15 protein-coding genes are annotated in these 16256 nt (G+C 40.4%); 6 read left to right on the top strand and 9 right to left on the bottom strand.

What is annotated here, in order from left to right; all coding sequences use genetic code 11:
- The first annotated feature begins 12 nt into the window (after window positions 1-12).
- The 6 genes from VJ937_RS01040 to VJ937_RS01065 all read left to right on the top strand — a co-directional run bounded on the left by VJ937_RS01040 (window position 13) and on the right by VJ937_RS01065 (window position 10032).
- The gene (locus VJ937_RS01040; protein ID WP_324065067.1) at window positions 13-3690 is read left to right on the top strand and encodes a molybdopterin-dependent oxidoreductase; all 3678 of its coding nucleotides are present in this window, start codon (window positions 13-15) and stop codon (window positions 3688-3690) included.
- Between the two features lie 28 nt (window positions 3691-3718).
- A complete protein-coding gene (locus tag VJ937_RS01045; RefSeq protein WP_324065068.1) occupies window positions 3719-4174 on the top strand; it encodes a ferritin family protein in 456 nt (151 codons plus the stop codon).
- 276 nt (window positions 4175-4450) lie between these two features.
- Window positions 4451-4738 (top strand): DUF427 domain-containing protein, encoded by a 288-nt coding sequence (locus tag VJ937_RS01050; RefSeq protein WP_324065069.1) that lies wholly within the window; start codon window positions 4451-4453, stop codon window positions 4736-4738.
- A gap of 53 nt (window positions 4739-4791) precedes the next feature.
- The gene (gene alr / locus VJ937_RS01055) at window positions 4792-5943 is read left to right on the top strand and encodes an alanine racemase (protein WP_324065070.1); all 1152 of its coding nucleotides are present in this window, start codon (window positions 4792-4794) and stop codon (window positions 5941-5943) included.
- An 83-nt stretch (window positions 5944-6026) separates the two neighbouring features.
- Window positions 6027-6740: a hypothetical protein gene (locus VJ937_RS01060; RefSeq protein ID WP_324065071.1), complete on the top strand. Its 714-nt coding sequence runs from the start codon at window positions 6027-6029 to the stop codon at window positions 6738-6740.
- A 46-nt stretch (window positions 6741-6786) separates the two neighbouring features.
- Window positions 6787-10032, top strand: coding sequence for a UvrD-helicase domain-containing protein (locus VJ937_RS01065; RefSeq protein ID WP_324065072.1), 3246 nt, complete (start codon window positions 6787-6789; stop codon window positions 10030-10032).
- 10 nt (window positions 10033-10042) lie between these two features.
- Here the strand turns inward: VJ937_RS01065 and VJ937_RS01070 are convergent, their stop codons facing one another.
- From VJ937_RS01070 to VJ937_RS01110, 9 genes are all read right to left on the bottom strand, one after another.
- Window positions 10043-10453 carry a hypothetical protein gene (locus tag VJ937_RS01070; RefSeq protein WP_324065073.1) on the bottom strand — a complete coding sequence of 137 codons (411 nt, stop codon included), beginning with the start codon at window positions 10451-10453 and terminating at the stop codon, window positions 10043-10045.
- A 147-nt stretch (window positions 10454-10600) separates the two neighbouring features.
- On the bottom strand, window positions 10601-11107 hold the full coding sequence (locus tag VJ937_RS01075; protein ID WP_324065074.1) for a YfiR family protein: 507 nt from the start codon (window positions 11105-11107) through the stop codon (window positions 10601-10603).
- 78 nt (window positions 11108-11185) lie between these two features.
- Complete coding sequence (locus VJ937_RS01080) at window positions 11186-11521, bottom strand: DUF190 domain-containing protein (RefSeq protein WP_324065075.1); 336 nt, start codon at window positions 11519-11521, stop codon at window positions 11186-11188.
- Window positions 11522-11583: 62 nt separating this feature from the next.
- Complete coding sequence (gene crcB / locus VJ937_RS01085; RefSeq protein ID WP_324065076.1) at window positions 11584-11964, bottom strand: fluoride efflux transporter CrcB; 381 nt, start codon at window positions 11962-11964, stop codon at window positions 11584-11586.
- 60 nt (window positions 11965-12024) lie between these two features.
- Entirely contained in the window at window positions 12025-12576 is a 552-nt protein-coding gene (locus VJ937_RS01090; RefSeq protein ID WP_324065077.1) for a 2-oxoacid:acceptor oxidoreductase family protein, read from the bottom strand.
- 26 nt (window positions 12577-12602) lie between these two features.
- Window positions 12603-13364, bottom strand: a complete 762-nt coding sequence (locus tag VJ937_RS01095) for a thiamine pyrophosphate-dependent enzyme (RefSeq protein ID WP_057951619.1) — start codon at window positions 13362-13364, stop codon at window positions 12603-12605.
- Window positions 13365-13370: 6 nt separating this feature from the next.
- A complete protein-coding gene (locus tag VJ937_RS01100; RefSeq protein ID WP_324065080.1) occupies window positions 13371-14459 on the bottom strand; it encodes a 3-methyl-2-oxobutanoate dehydrogenase subunit VorB in 1089 nt (362 codons plus the stop codon).
- Window positions 14460-14503: 44 nt separating this feature from the next.
- Window positions 14504-14737 carry a 4Fe-4S dicluster domain-containing protein gene (locus tag VJ937_RS01105; protein ID WP_324065078.1) on the bottom strand — a complete coding sequence of 78 codons (234 nt, stop codon included), beginning with the start codon at window positions 14735-14737 and terminating at the stop codon, window positions 14504-14506.
- Window positions 14738-14854: 117 nt separating this feature from the next.
- Window positions 14855-16174, bottom strand: coding sequence for a pyridoxal phosphate-dependent aminotransferase (locus tag VJ937_RS01110; RefSeq protein ID WP_324065079.1), 1320 nt, complete (start codon window positions 16172-16174; stop codon window positions 14855-14857).
- Between the last annotated feature and the right edge of the window lie 82 nt (window positions 16175-16256).

Here is a 16256-nt window from a genome sequence, read left to right on the forward strand (position 1 = left end):
AAAAAAGTACTTATGAGCGATAAAGTCAATATAATTCTCAACGGAAAACATACCACAGCCAATGCCGGCGATACCATACTGGAAATGTCACGTCAGCATGATATCAAAATTCCTACACTCTGTTACGATGAGCGTTTAAAACCTAACTCTTCATGTTTCGTATGCGTGGTTGAAGTGGAGCAAAATGGTAAGAAATCAATGCAGCCTTCGTGTTCCACATTTGTGAATGAAGGTATGCATATCAATACATCCAACGAAGCGGTGAAGAAATCACGGAAAACTGCCCTTGAACTCATGCTTAGTAACCATTATGCCGATTGCGTGGGGCCATGTAAGGAGGAGTGTCCGGCTGGTGTCGATGTACAGGGATATATTTCGCTTATTGAAAAAGAACGTTACAGCGATGCTATCGGGTTGATTAAAGAAACCAACCCGCTACCGGCCATTTGTGGACGTGTTTGTGTGCGCCCTTGCGAGGTGGCATGTCGGCGTAATTTGCTGGACGAAGATAATGCGGTTGGTATCGATTACCTAAAGCGTTTTGCCGCCGATCAGGATTTTGCATCAGAAAATTATTACAGCCCTGAGGTAGCTGAATCGACTGACAAAAAAGTCGCCATTATCGGTGCTGGCCCGGGCGGTCTTTCTGCTGCATGGTTTTTACAGCAAAAGGGCCATCAGTGCGATATTTACGAAGCACAACCCCATCCCGGAGGTTGGTTGCGCTACGGCATACCCGAGTACCGTTTACCCAACGACATTCTCGATAAAGAAGTAGAACGCATCACCGAGTTGGGTGTGAATATTCACTATAACCAAAAACTGGGTGACAATCTTAGTTATGCGCAATTGGATAAGGATTATGATGCTACTATTCTAACCATCGGCTCCCAAAGAGGTACTTTGCTGCGGGCTGAGGGTGAAGATGCTGAAAATGTATTTTCCGGAATCGATTTTCTCCGTAATATGGAAATGACCGGGCAGCGATACGACTTTAAAGGCAAAAAGGTGGCTGTAGTAGGTGGGGGAAATACAGCAATGGACTGCTGCCGCACTGCCATTCGTTGCGGTTCAACCGATGTAAAGGTAATTTATCGCCGCACCGAGAAAGAGATGCCTGCCAATCCCATTGAGATTCATGAATCGAAACTGGAAGGCGTGGAATATAATCTTCTGACAAACCCGGTGAAAGTGAATAAAGATGAGCAGGGACGTGTTAAAAGCATGACCCTCATAAAAATGGAACTGGGAGAACCCGATGAAAGCGGACGCCGTAGACCAAAGCCCATAGAGGGATCAGAATACGATGAAGAATTTGATTACATACTTGCAGCCATTGGGCAAAAGACCGATATCAACTTTTTGGGCGATATCAACAAGCACAGTTCCAATGGCGAACTGCTAGCCAATCGCTGGGGAGATATTGATGCTGATGAACAAACCCTGCAAACCTCCATTCCTTCCGTTTTTGCAGCAGGTGACGGCGTTACAGGTCCTGCCACGATTATAGAGGCTGTAGCTCAGGCTAAAACTGCTGCACATAGTTGCCATCAGTTTTTAATAGGAGAAGAGATTAAGCCCGAACCCAGGGAGTTTTTCAGCCGTAAAGCAAATTTTAAGAAACAGGAAAAGAAAGATTACCTGGAGAGGTATCAGAATCAACAGCGTGAAGAGATGCCAACGTTGCCTGAAAACGAACGGGTTAATTTCAATGAAGTGGAACTTGGCTATGCCGGCGAAGCGGTGGCAAAGCACGAAGCTGGCCGCTGTTTGGAGTGCGGATGCTCTGCCTTACACACCTGCGATTTAAAAGCTTATGCCACAGAATATCAGGCAGAACAAATGGCTTTTGAAGGTGAGTTCAATGATTTTGAGACCGACCACAGCCATCCGTTTATAGAGATAGACAATAATAAATGTATATTGTGTAGCCGATGTGTGCGCATTTGTAAAAATGTAGTTGGTGCGAATGCCCTCGGACTTGTGGAACGTGGATTTGAAACACACATTGCGCCGAGTATGGGCAATTCTCTTAACGATACCAACTGCGAATCCTGCGGTATGTGCATTTCCGCATGCCCGACAGGTGCTATTACAGAAAACGTGTTGTTTAAACCCCTGCCCGTGAAAACAGAAGTTTCAAGAACCCTCTGCAACTATTGCAGTATAGGTTGTGAGTTGGAGATTCATCATAAAAATGGTTTTGTAACAGCCGTTGAGGGAGCAAAGGGTACAGTTAATAAAGATGGCAATATATGCCGTTATGCCCGTTTCGGATACCATTACCTGAACGATAAAGAGCGTATTACTAAACCGTTGATCAAAGAGAACGAAAAATTTAGACCTGCGGAATTTGCTGAAGTGTTTGCTCATATTAAAAAGCAGTTCAGTGAAGGAGAGGGAGCACATAATGCACTTTTTGCCGGGGCGCGGTTATCTAACGAAGAACTCTACCTGGCAGGCAAGCTGGCCCGCGAGGGTATGAAAACAGAAAATATAGGTAGTTTCCATTATTTAGGTCGTGAATATGGTTATGTGAATAATAACAGACATAGTGTACCTTTCGACCAGCTTAAAGATGCCGGAAAATTTTTCCTCCTGGGATCTGAAATTAATACAGATAATGCAGTGGCCGGGTTTATGGTTCAACAGCAAGTTGTTGAAAATGAAAAACCTTTGGTGGTAATTACAGAAAAAGAACATTCTGCCATGTCGTACAAGGCCGATGAAAACATTCATGTAAAATCATATTACCACCTGGTAAAAGCTATGAACCACTATTTGGTGAATAATGGAAAAGAGAATCGGATGTTTATCGATGCACAATGTGCAGATTATGAAAAATATAAGTCGAATCTTTTGAGCAGCGATTATAAGGAGCTGGTAAAACAAAGTGGAATATCGGAAAACGCAGTTGAAAAGCTGGCAGATGCCTACAATCTTGAGCCAAATGCCATCATGATTTTTTCTGAGAAAGAGGTTGACCCTGCAACTTCCCAGGAAGTACTGAATCTGGCAATGATAACCGGGAAACTGGGCAAAACAGCCATGGGTGTTGTGGTACTTAAAGAAAAAAATAATTCGCAGGGATTGTTGGATATGGGTATTGCCCCATCACTCAAAATTGGCGGCGTGAAACCAGAAAAAACAGATGATACCCTGAAGATGAAAGTGCAGGAAGGGGCATTTAAAAACATCATGATTTTGGGCGAAGATCCCGCTGGTACAGCGAAAAATCAGCAAGATATTGCCAAATTGATAGATAATGCTTCATTTACAGTTGTTCAGGACGCTTTTATGACAGAAACAGCTAAACAGGCAGACGTTATTTTACCTGCATCATATACAATAGAATCAAGCGGTAGCTATACCAATACCAACCGTTTTATTCAGCAATATACCCAGCATTTTAGCACAAAGACTGGAAAAACAACATTTCATCAACTGGTTGCATTATTGGAGCAATTTGGCATTGAAACAAAAAAAGATGCCGCCTATGTGATGGACGACATAGCGCGTGATTTACCTGGCGAAGTGGACAATAAGTTAAATTTTATAGCAACAGAGTATGCCGGTGATAAAGCCATGTTTAATAATGGAGCCGATTTTATAAATAAAAAGTTTGATGAAATGTTTGAAAAGGCTTTTACAGGAAAACGAGTAGCAGTAGAAGCCAGCATATACGGTTAACCGGAATAAAACGCTTAAACATACAGCCATGAAGCACTTTAAAAACATCGATGAAATTTTGGATTTTGCCATGCAGAGCGAGCAGGAAGCCGTAGATTTTTACAGCAAAATGGCCGCCCAGGCAAAGACAAAAGATATGCAGGAAATATTTGAGCAATTTGCGCAGGAAGAAGTCAGCCATAAGGCACGCTTAAAAGAGATAAAAACCAATGGCACTTTTGAGGTTGATGATGAAAAAGTAGCCGATTTGCAAATTGCAGACTATACCGTAAAAGTAAAACCAAAACCCGACATGGATTATCAGGATGCCCTGGTGGTGGCCATGCAAAAAGAGAAAGCCGCATTCAGGCTTTATTCAAACCTGGCAAAAAGAGCTCCGAATAATGCTATGAAAGAGCTTTTCGAGGCGCTTGCCATGGAAGAATCAAAACATAAACTTCGTTTCGAGCTGGAATATGATGAGCATATCCTGCGTGAAAATTAAAAATTATTGCAGATAAACTACAAGAGGCTGTCCAAAAAGGTTCGAAGACGTTATGGCGAGTGAAACGAAGCTATCTGTTAAAAACTTGAAGGAAATCAAACAGGTCGCTTTGTCGCTCTCACTTTCGCTCTACTACGACGGAAGTCGTTCCGTGCGATGACGGCAATGTTTGACTTTTTGGAAAGTCTCTTTCATCGGTTGTTTTTTACTGAAATATTTTTAAACTCAATACTCAGCAGGTTGTTTATAATTTACGTAAACATTAAACAACAAATTATGCGAGTTATTTGGAACAATCAGTTGATTGCAGAAAGCGACAAAACCATAGTTGTGGAAAACAATTACTATTTTCCACCGGAATCGATTCATCAAAGCTTTTTTGAGCAAAACAACAAAGAGACTTTTTGTCCATGGAAAGGTAAAGCCTCTTACTATAACCTGGTTCACGGTGAAGATAAAGCTGAAGCCGCAGCCTGGTATTATCCCGAACCCAAAGCTGCAGCAAGCAACATTAAGAACCATGTGGCTTTTGACAAATCTGTAGTTAAAATCGAAGATATTTAAATGGTTATCCTGCTTCAAAACCACATGTTTAATTGTCTGCAAAAATATATTTTATGCTATTCACATCGTATATAGAGCTTAGCAAAAGCGCATTGAACAATAATATTCAGTTTATGAAAAAGATGGCCGGCAACGGTCCTCGCTATTCAATGGTGATAAAAGCCAATGCCTATGGTCATGGAATTGAGGATTTACTTCCATTAGTGGAATCTTGCGGTATAGACCACTTCTCAGTTTTTAGTGTGGAAGAGGCAAGAAGGGCATTAAAAGTGAAGAATGATTATTGCGATTTGATGATAATGGGTTTCGTTGATGATGATCATCTTGAATGGGCCATTGAAAATAATATCTCCTTTTTTGTTTTTACCAAGGAGCGCCTTGATGCTGTATGCAAGATTGCGAAGCAAACTTCGCTTCCTGCCAGAATTCACATCGAACTGGAAACCGGTATGCACCGTACCGGTTTTGTGAAAGATGACCTGGAGTACGTGGCCCAAAAGCTGCAGGAAAACGCCGGAGACATTGAACTGGAAGGTTTGTGCACGCACTTTGCCGGCGCAGAGAGCCTGAGCAATTTTGATCGTATTTATAATCAAATTGGTACTTTTCACAGGCGCTGCAGCTGGTTTCATGATAAAGGATTACAACCGAAATATAAACATCTTTCCTGTTCCGCAGGCGTGTTGAATTTTCCCGAAGCTTCAATGGATCTTGTGCGTGTAGGTATTGCCAATTATGGTTTTTGGCCCAACAACGAAACAAAAATTCTACACATACGCAATGGTCAGATTCCCGAAGATCCACTGCAACAGGTGCTTTCGTGGAAAAGTAAGGTCATGAGTGTAAATCCAGTGGCCGAGGATGAGTACGTGAGCTATGGTACAAGCTACAGGACCAACCGCGAAAGTAAAATTGCTACTGTTCCGGTAGGTTATGGTTATGGATTTAGCCGTAACTTAAGTAATATGGGACACGTTTTAATTAATGAGAAACGCGTACCAGTGGTTGGAGCAGTCAACATGAATATGATGGTAGTGGATGTGACTGATTTACCCAATGTGAAAGTGGGCGATGAAGTGGTTATGATTGGGAAACAGGGCGATAAAAGCATTACAATAAGCTCATTTAGCGACATGAACAATAGTATGAATTATGAGCTTTTAACACGCCTTCCTGCAGCTATTCCCCGGTATGAAGTTGACTAACGTTGGTTTTTTTAAACCGGCTTTTCAGTTTTTTGTAAGTTAATTGCGAAATCTTTGGTATTTTTGATAAAACAAAATATGCCATGAAACTAATAAAACTCTGCCTCTTAGCCACGCTTTTACCAACTTATCTCTTTTCCAGTTCGAATAACGATTCGCTTAAGATCGAACCAGCTATTGGCCTCGACCTATCTACTCGTTATATCTGGCGGGGTATGATGCTGGATAATGCTGCACAATTTCAACCCTGGGCTGATTTAACTTATAAGCATTTTTCAATAGGAGCCTGGGGATCTTATGCCACAGACGGCAGTTTTGCAGAGGTTGATCTCTATTTATCGTATGCTGTAAAAAACTTTACTTTTACACTTAACGACTATTTTACCGAAAACGAAGACAATCTTGCTGAATTCGATTATTTTAACTGGAAAGATTCAAAAACCAATCATGCACTGGAAGCTTTGATTGCCTATCAATTTTCTGATAAAATACCTTTAAAACTTACAGCAGGAACCTTTTTATATGGCTACGACCTCGATGAGAAAGGAAATAATCTGTATTCCACGTGGCTTTCTGCTTCTTATACCATTGATATAGATGATAGTTTTGTTCGTTTTTTTGTTGGTGGTACTCCTTATGAAAGTATGTACCATAATGAAGCTGCCATTACAAGTGTTGGTGCAGAAATAACTAAAAAATTAGAGTTTACAAACAAATTCAGCATTCCTTTGAATGTGAATTTTACTGTAAATCCAACAACCGAAGATGTATTCCTTACTGCTTTGTTAAGCTTTTGATAAATTGAGTATTAAAGCCAGTTGAAAAAATGTAAATAACTTCTAAATGTATTTGCTCATATTCTGGCTGGCTTACCCTAAATTCGTGAAAAAGACGATTATGAAGCTTATTGCCGATTTTCATATTCATTCGCATTACTCCCGCGCAACAAGTAAACAATTGACACCTGAATATCTTGAGTTATTCGGTAGGAAGAAAGGTATCAATGTTATTGGAACAGGTGATTTTACCCATCCCGGCTGGCTCGATGAATTGCAGCAAAAATTACAACCTGCCGAACAGGGTTTGTTTAAACTGAAAGAGGAGTTTCGTCTGAAAGAAGTTGCACCAAAAGGAGTGGTTCGGTTTATGCTAACCTCAGAGATTAGTAATATTTATAAAAAGCACGATAAAACACGGAAGGTGCATAACGTGATTTGCGCTCCTGATTTTCAGACTGTTCACAAAATTAATCATAAGCTGGAAAGTATTGGTGGTAACCTGAAAAGTGATGGTCGTCCGATTCTTGGTCTGGACTCCCGCGATTTACTCGAGATAGCGCTTGAAGCAAATGAGCATATTTTTTTCATTCCTGCACATATTTGGACACCATGGTTTTCGGCACTTGGTGCTAAATCGGGTTTCGACAGTATTCATGAGTGTTATGATGATCTGACAAAGTATATTCATGCCGTAGAGACAGGTTTGTCCACAGATCCGGCAATGAACTGGATGATTTCTGAACTTGATCAGTTCACATTGTTGTCGAATTCCGATGCACATTCACCCGATAAGCTCGGACGAAATGCCAACTGGTTCGATACCGAACTCAACTATGATGATATAATTGAAGCTATGAGAAATGGCGGAAATAAGGGTTTTAAAGGAACCATTGACATGTTTCCCCAGGAGGGCAAATATCATTATGCCGGGCATAGAAAATGTAAAGTGTGTTTGAACCCGGTAGAAGTTATTGAGGCCGGAGGAATTTGCCCGGTGTGCGGTAAAAAAGTGACCGAAGGTGTGATGAACCGTGTAGCCGAGTTATCAGACAGGAAAGAACTCAGTGAACGTAAAAATCGAAAACCATTTTATTCAATTATTCCATTACGGGAAATGCTTGCCGGAATCGAGGGCGTAGGACCAAATTCAAAAAGAGTAGGAAAACAGTTTGAAGAGGTTTTGAAAACGCTCGGCAATGAGATGCACATCTTGCTCGAAAAGCCGGTTGATGATATCAGCCAGCAGGGCTTTCCTTTGCTGGCTGAGGGCATTGAGCGTATGCGGGCCCGAAAAGTCTATATTCAGGAAGGGTATGATGGTGAATATGGAAAAATCACCGTGTTTAAACCGGGCGAAATAAGAGAAATGCAATCCGGTGATTCGTTATTTAACGAAGATGCCCAAAATATTGATTTACCTGAAGAAAGGCCATTGTTGAATTTCGACCTTGAGGCTCTTCAGCGGTTACATCATTCTGTTCATCTCACACGGCAATCTGTGGTGCAAGAGCCGGAAAGTCCTGTATATGAAAAACAGCATGCCACAGGCCCGCTTTCAGCCCTGAATAGTTCGCAGGAAAAAGCAGCTCTGCATGAGTCCGGCCCTGCAATGGTACTAGCTGGACCCGGTACTGGAAAAACTAAAACATTAACTGCCCATGTCTATTCCCTGATTCACAATGGGCTTGTTCCGCAAAAGAAAATTGCTACAATTACATTTACAAATAAGGCCGCAGGGGAGATAAAAGCACGGCTGGCTGATTTGTTGCAAACCAATGAGGAAGCTCTGCAAATGACAACCAATACCTTTCATGGACTAGGATTTATTATTTGTAATGAACATGCTGAGGATTTGCAGCGTAAAACTGGTTTCATGCTCATCGATCCCGATGAGACAGTTGCAATTTTGCAACAATTAACTGGTGAAAAACTAAGGGAGGTAAAGCAAAGTGCAGTACAAATTAGTCTGTATAAACAAAATATTGTGTCAGCGCTATCAGATGCAGACATTCAACTGCTGGACCAATATGAAGATTATCTGATCAGCAATAATTTGTTCGACCTGGATGACTTACTTTATCGTCCCGTAAAGTTATTGAAAGAAAACAAGGAAATAAGCAAACAATGGCAGCAAAGCTTCAGCCATATTTTAGTAGATGAATACCAGGATACTAATCCGGTTCAGTACGAATTACTTAATCAACTTATCGATGGAGCAAATTCTAATTTATATGTGGTCGGAGATCCCAACCAGGCCATTTATGGATTTCGGGGTGCTTCTGTAAAATATATGCGCAGGTTTGTAGCAGACTTTCCACAGGCAACTATTTACCGCTTACAGCAATCATACAGATGTAGTCAGCGTATTTTGGCATCTTCGGCCAATGTGCTATCTTCAGAAACCAGTGCACTGAAAGGTATAAATGAAGGAGTGAAAATTAAAATATCGGCCTATGCTTCCGGTGCTGCCGAGGCTGAAGGAATTGCCCGTAAGATTGAAGTTTTAACAGGTGGTATGGGTTTCTTTTCAAAAGATAGCCAGGTGGTAGCAAGCAATGATGACGCTGAAGTCAGTTTATCAGATATTGCTATATTAATGCGCACGCGCCGCCAGTCAGATGCACTGAAAAAAGCTTTGAAGGATCATCATATTCCTTTCCAGGAAGCAGGAGAGGAGCCTTTCTGGAAAAAAACACCATGGTCTATTGTGATTAATTTACTGAACTTCAGGTACTACCAGTTGCCGCATTTGCAAAAGGAATTAAAAGCCGAAACCTTTTCGCTGGTGCAAGAAATACCTGAAAACGAACCTGCAGCAGAAACGCTGAAATTTATTACAAATAGACTCAGGGCAGAATATGAATTTGACCAAACGCAATATCAAATGATGCGCTCAATGGCTGAGGGGTTAGATTGTAAAACATTTCTCACGCGATTAAAAACCGGTTGGGGTGCAGATGCAATAGACAATAAACTTGAGGCTGTACAATTACTTACAATGCATGCAGCAAAAGGACTGGAATTTGATACTGTCTTTATTCCGGGTTTGGAAGATGGCATTATGCCTTTTCACATGTTTAGGGAGCAGGTAGACTCAGAAGAGGAGGAACGTTTGCTGTATGTAGCTATGACAAGGGCAAAAGGAAATTTATGGTTGTCGCATGCCAATCAACGTTTCTTATTTAATCAGCAACAGAAACTTAAAGTTTCTCCTTTTTTAAAGCGTATTAATAAAGCACTTACTGAGCAGTTTAAGGAGAAATCTTCAGCAAAACAAAAGGCAGATGGCAATCAATTAAAATTGTTTTAGATTAAAAGCTCTAATCCGGGGCGTTTTTGAGCGATAACTTCATTACACCATCAAGTGAAAGGTCATAGGTGAGTCCTATTTTTTCCACAACAGTTACGTTTTCTTTAATTTCAAGCGTTGTAAGACCTTCAAGCGACATTTCATAGGTAGGCTCAATGCCTGCTTTTCTTTTTATATCTATTTTCACCTGCATTAAATCTTCAATAGGGATATCGTACGATACATCAAGGTAATGCTCAACTTTTAGTTCTCTGACAAGCTCAAGATTCATTAAATCTTCAATAGAAATTTCATAAGAAGGCTCAATATCCTGTGCTGAGTCAGAAATAACGTTTATGCTTAATAACTCTTCAAGGGTTAAATTATACACATCATTATCATATTGGGCAAAGGCATTAAAACTTGTTATACCCAAGACCATAATCATAGTTAGCTGTTTTATGAGGCTATAAATTTTACCCATTAAAAACTTGTGTATTAATGTGCAGCACTACAATCGAAATCTTATTCCGAGAAAGCAACGTTTTCAATTACCAGTCTATAAGTCTGGTATTGGTAACATGTCGGTTTATTTCTTTATGCCCAGATTAACAAGATTTGAACTAATTTTAAGGCCTTTTGACTGGGCAGATGATGTTTTGATTTCAAATTTTGGTTTATTCCCCACCACAACGAAGTTGATGTCGGAACCTTTGCCAGTTCCATTATTCGTGTCTGATATCAATAATGTGGCTTTTGATCCTATGCTGGTTTTGGCATCACTAACTTTTGACCCTTTGGTTTTGGGGATATACAGGATGTGGGGGTTTGCAAGTTCTCCGAGGCTGTTTATTTTTTTGACTTTTATGGTCTGTGAACCAGCTTTTTTTACCTTGGCAAGGTTCATTAACTCGGTATATATTTGGTCGTTACCGAGTACAGTAATATTAAATGTTCCTGATTTATAGGAAGCGGGCCATTCAATCAATTTAATGAAGTTGTAGATAAAAATGGATTGAAGTTTAGCAGTATTTTGGGCTGTGCTTGTAGAAGACGCCAGAATAAGTGTAATGAGGACAACTGCAAGTTTCTTCATTGTGCGGATATTTGTGGTTAGTAAATGCAAATATAATTAAAAAAACAATTTATTAACATTATAAATCGTTAAAATATATTATTCAAATTGAATAACACTAGTACTTTCTACTGTAATTAGCCCCTTTTCGTTGCATTTTTCCATCATTTTTTTCAAAATTTCCAGAAATTCGATGATTTTTTTCTCTGAATCAATAATTTCTATGACAACCGGCAGATCCTGAGAAAGGGCAAAAAACCTAAAACTTCTTATTTGACTTTTTTCACCATACGACATTATGCCTCTGTATACCGTGGCGCCAGCCATACCTGATTTTTTTGCTGCATAAATAATTGCTTCATGCAGTGGTGTATGCCTGTACATGGCATTTTCTCCAGTAATTATACGTAATTTTTTTTTAGAATTATACTGCATCTTAGCTATATTTGATTCTGCCTGTTCAAGCACACTTTCAGGCGTACTTCTTCATCGGGCAATTACGAAAAAAATCTTACTGCTAATATGCCTGAATATAAGAATAATAAACCAGAAATCACAGAGGTTGCTGTATATAAAATTGTAAATAAAATCTGGTTATGTGCCAAAAGCTGATAGTTATCCAGCGAAAAAGAAGAGAATGTGGTAAACCCACCACAAAAACCTATAGCTAAAAAATTACGCCAAACAGGAGATAAGTAGTTGTGGCGCACCGAGAGTGCAAATACCACCCCAATAATAAAGCTTCCCAGAATGTTTACTATAAGTGTTCCCCATGGAAAAGAGGAGGTCGCCTGTTCTTGTATAACTTTTTGCAATAAGAAGCGGCTAATGGTGCCAAGAAAACCTCCAAATCCTATAATAATTATTTTAATGAACATTTTAATTAAAAATGAAAAGCGGATTTAATCAAATCCGCTTTTTCATGAATGGTTGTGATTTTATACTTTTTGGATTTCCTGAACTACTTCCTGTCCTTTTGTTATTGCTTCAATATTGAGCGGAATGAGTTTGTGGTATCGTTCGGGAAGTGATTTTTCCAATCCTTTCTTAACATTTTCAGTTTTTACAATGGGTTTTACCTTTAAGAAAGCTCCCAGAACAATCATGTTAAATGTTTTGGGATTACCCATTTTAGCAGCTTCTTCAGCGCCCTCGATTTTATATATGTTAATGTCTTTTCTCTTGGGCGGGTTCACTATACCATTTGGATCGTAAAGTAACAATCCACCGGGCTTAACTGCTTCTTCGAATTTGTCGAGCGATTGCTGGTTCAGGATAATGGCCGTGTCAAATGTATTCAGTATGGGTGAACTAATTTTGTTATCGCTGAGGATAACAGTAACATTGGCTGTTCCGCCACGCATTTCAGGGCCATAAGATGGCATCCAGCTTACTTCCTGATCTTGCATAATTCCTGAATAAGCAAGAATTTTACCCATAGATAGTACGCCCTGACCGCCAAATCCAGCTATAATGATTTCTTCTTTCATTTTCTTTTAATTTTGGTGATTAGACACTATTCGTCTTTAAGTGTTCCTTTTTCGTAATAAGGGAACATGTTGTCTTTCATCCATTCATTTGCAGCATCAGGAGCCATTTTCCAGCCTGACGCACATGTTGAAACTACTTCGATGAATGAAGTACCTTTGTGCTCACCGGCATTGTCGAAACCTTTACGAATTGCTTTTTTGAGCTTTCGCACAGCACCGGCAGTTTCAGCCGACTGGCGGGTTACAAAGCATGTTCCGGGTAATCCGGCCACAATTTCTGTCATTTTTAACGGATTTCCTGCAAGTTTAACATCACGACCGAAAGGGCTTGTAGATGTTGCCATGCCGGGAAGCGTTGTGGGTGCCATTTGACCACCTGTCATTCCGTAAATACCATTGTTGATGAATACCACAACAATGTTTTCGCCACGGTTGCAGGCGTGCAAAATCTCAGCTGATCCAATAGATGCCAGGTCACCATCGCCCTGATATGTGAATACGTACTTGTCTGGCATTAAGCGTGAAACTGCTGTTGCAACTGCAGGGGCTCTACCATGTGCAGCCTCGTGCCAGTCAATGTCAATATAGTTATAAGCCAATACTGAACAGCCTACTGGCGATACGCCAATGGTTTTGTCCTGAATGTCTTTTTCTTCTATCACTTCAGCTATAACTTTATGTACAACACCATGTGTACATCCCGGACAATAGTGCATTACATTGTCGGTCAGAACTTCGGATTTTTTGTAGACAAGGTTTTCTTCCTTGATAATATCTTTTACATCCATGATTGCTTAGCCTTTAATAATTTTTTCTTCAAGTGCGTTTACAATTTCCTCAGGACTGGGTATTATACCACCAAAGCGTCCGAAATGCTCAACAGGTATCTTACCGTTAACTGCAAGTTTAATGTCCTGAACCATTTGACCAGCGCTCATCTCCACACTCAGCATTCCCTTTACCTGATCGGCAAGTGAATTTAGCTCTTTATTAGGGAATGGATAGAGCGTTATGGGTCTGAGCAAGCCAACTTTTATACCTTTATCGCGTGCCATTTCAACAGCTTTCATACAAATTCTTGATGAAGAACCATATGCAACAAGCAGGTACTCTGCGTCATCTACCATAGTGGTTTCATAGCGTACCTCATTGGCTTCTATTTCGCGGTATTTGTCTTGAAGTTTATGATTGAATTTTTCTTGCAGCTCTGACTGGAGTTCTAGTGATGTGGCAACAATTTTATCACGGTTTTTTGTTTTTCCGGTTGTTGCCCAATCTCCGTATTTTTCTATAATCTCTTCTTCGGTAAGGCGTGTTTTGAAGTCTTTTAATTCAACCTTTTCCATCATCTGTCCAATCATTCCATCGGTCAGAATCATTGAAGGATTGCGGTATTTAAAAGCCAGGTCAAGTCCATCTTCAACAAAGTCAGCCATTTCCTGCACTGAATTGGGCGCTAACACGATTAACTGATAGTCTCCGTGCCCGCCACCTTTGGTAGCCTGAAAATAATCCGACTGTGCTGGTTGTATTGTTCCTAAACCGGGGCCACCACGTACAACGTTTACAATGAGTGCAGGTAGTTCTGCTCCGGCCATATATGATATTGCCTCGAGTTTAAGGCTGATACCCGGGCTCGACGATGAGGTCATAACCCTTTTACCGCAGGCTGCTCCGCCATAAAGCATGTTGGCAGCTGCTAATTCGCTTTCGGCCTGCAAAACAACCATGCCTGTTTCTTCCCATGGTTTACGGGCCATAAGCGTTTCTATAACTTCCGATTGAGGTGTAATGGGGTATCCGAAGTATCCGTCAACGCCATAACGAATAGCTGCTTCGGCGATGGCCTCATTACCCTTCATTAATCTTAATTCTCCCATTATTTGAGCGTTTTAGTGTTTAGTGATTGATGATTGTAAATACATTGTTATGCTTCTTGTAATTTAACCTTATAAACGGTTATTACATTATCGGGACATACCAACCCACAGTTGGCACATCCGATGCAAGCATCAGGATTTTCCATGTAAGCGTAGTTGTAACCCTTTCCGTTTACATTAGGCGATAATGCCAATGTATTGGTAGGGCACTCTACAACGCAAAGGTTACATCCTTTACACTTTTCTGTATCTACAACGACTGCTCCTTTTACTTTTGCCATAGTAGTAGTGTTTAATATAGTTTTGAGTTACACAAATTTACTTATAATTAACTGATTTTTAACATTTCAAGAGTTTCTATTTCTCTGATATTCCCAATTTATCATCTTTACAAATAATTAGTTGGGGAAGTCTTCATGAAAACGTTTTAACCTGTACTCAAGGTCATCAAACTGCGACCTTTGAATTTGCGAAACACAGGCGCGTAATCCGTCTACATGTGTACTACCTGCCCCGCGCAGTGATATGGCACTGATACCATAATATAATAAATTTTCTATCAGTTCTCCGCCATTCATGCCGGGATAGGCGATGGTAAAGTAAAAACCATCAGCAAGATCCTGGTCCAGGTCTTTGTTATACACAATCTCGAAACCGTATTTTGTGAAGAGCTTTTTCATAATTTTAGCCCTTTCACCATACTCTTTTACCGGTTCAACAAAATTGAATTTACCATCGCTGGCAGCTTTAAACATCGCTGCCAGGGCATGCTGGCCTGAATGAGAAGCGCCTGAGCTGAGGGAATATAAAAGACGATAAACAATGGCATATCCAAATTTGTCAGCTCCAAATCGCTCTTGTAAATCGGGATATGACCGATTATACAACTTGTCTGATATGGCCATTACAGCCATTCGTTGACCTGCATAGCTGAATACTTTTGAGCTGGATATCAACATAATCCAATTATCTGTATAATTGGCAACAGATGGTTGGAATGGTGGTTGCCCCGGGGTTGAGAAGTCCTGGCGGAAATCCATTCCAAAATAGGCCAAATCCTCTATTACGATTACATCGTATTTGTTGGCAAGTTCTCCAATTATTTTGAGTTCTTCATCTGTCAGGCAAATCCAGCTTGGATTATTAGGATTTGAAAAAATAATGCTGTTGATATTTCCTTTGCTGAGAAACTCTTCTAATTTGTCTTTAAGTTTTTCTCCACGGTAATCATAGGCATCGAAAGATTGAAATTTGGCGCCTATAACTTTAAATTGCTGTTTTTGGATCGGAAATCCCGGATCGATAAATAAAGCTGTATCTTTCTTTTTGTCCATGCTGCTTACAGCCTGGAAAGAGGCGTATCCGCCCTGCATTGAGCCTGTTGTGGCCACGCATCCTTCAGGATTTATGTCGATATTCATAAAGTTTTTAATGAAACGGGCAGTTTCCTTTTTTAACTCCGGAATACCTTCAATGCTCGGATAATTGTTTGCTACACCGGCTTTCAGGGCAGCAATTTCGGCTTCTATACCGATTTTTTCGGGTGGCAAACCGGGAACACCCATTTCCATTCGGATGTATTTGTCACCTGTTTCTGCCTGTATCATATCCACGACCTTCACAATTTCGCGAATCGTGGCCTTGCTAAGATCCGGAATATTGAGTGATTCGATTTTGGACCTGACAACATCAAAGTTAATTGGTGTGTTTTTGCTCATGATGCTATTGTTTAATTTCTATTACCAAATATTGTGTGTTCGACCAGAACCTGGTCGGATCGATGATTTCTATACTGTCAAC

Origin of the sequence: Salinivirga sp. (genome assembly GCF_035268865.1) — a bacterium.
Lineage (GTDB): Bacteria > Bacteroidota > Bacteroidia > Bacteroidales > Salinivirgaceae > Salinivirga.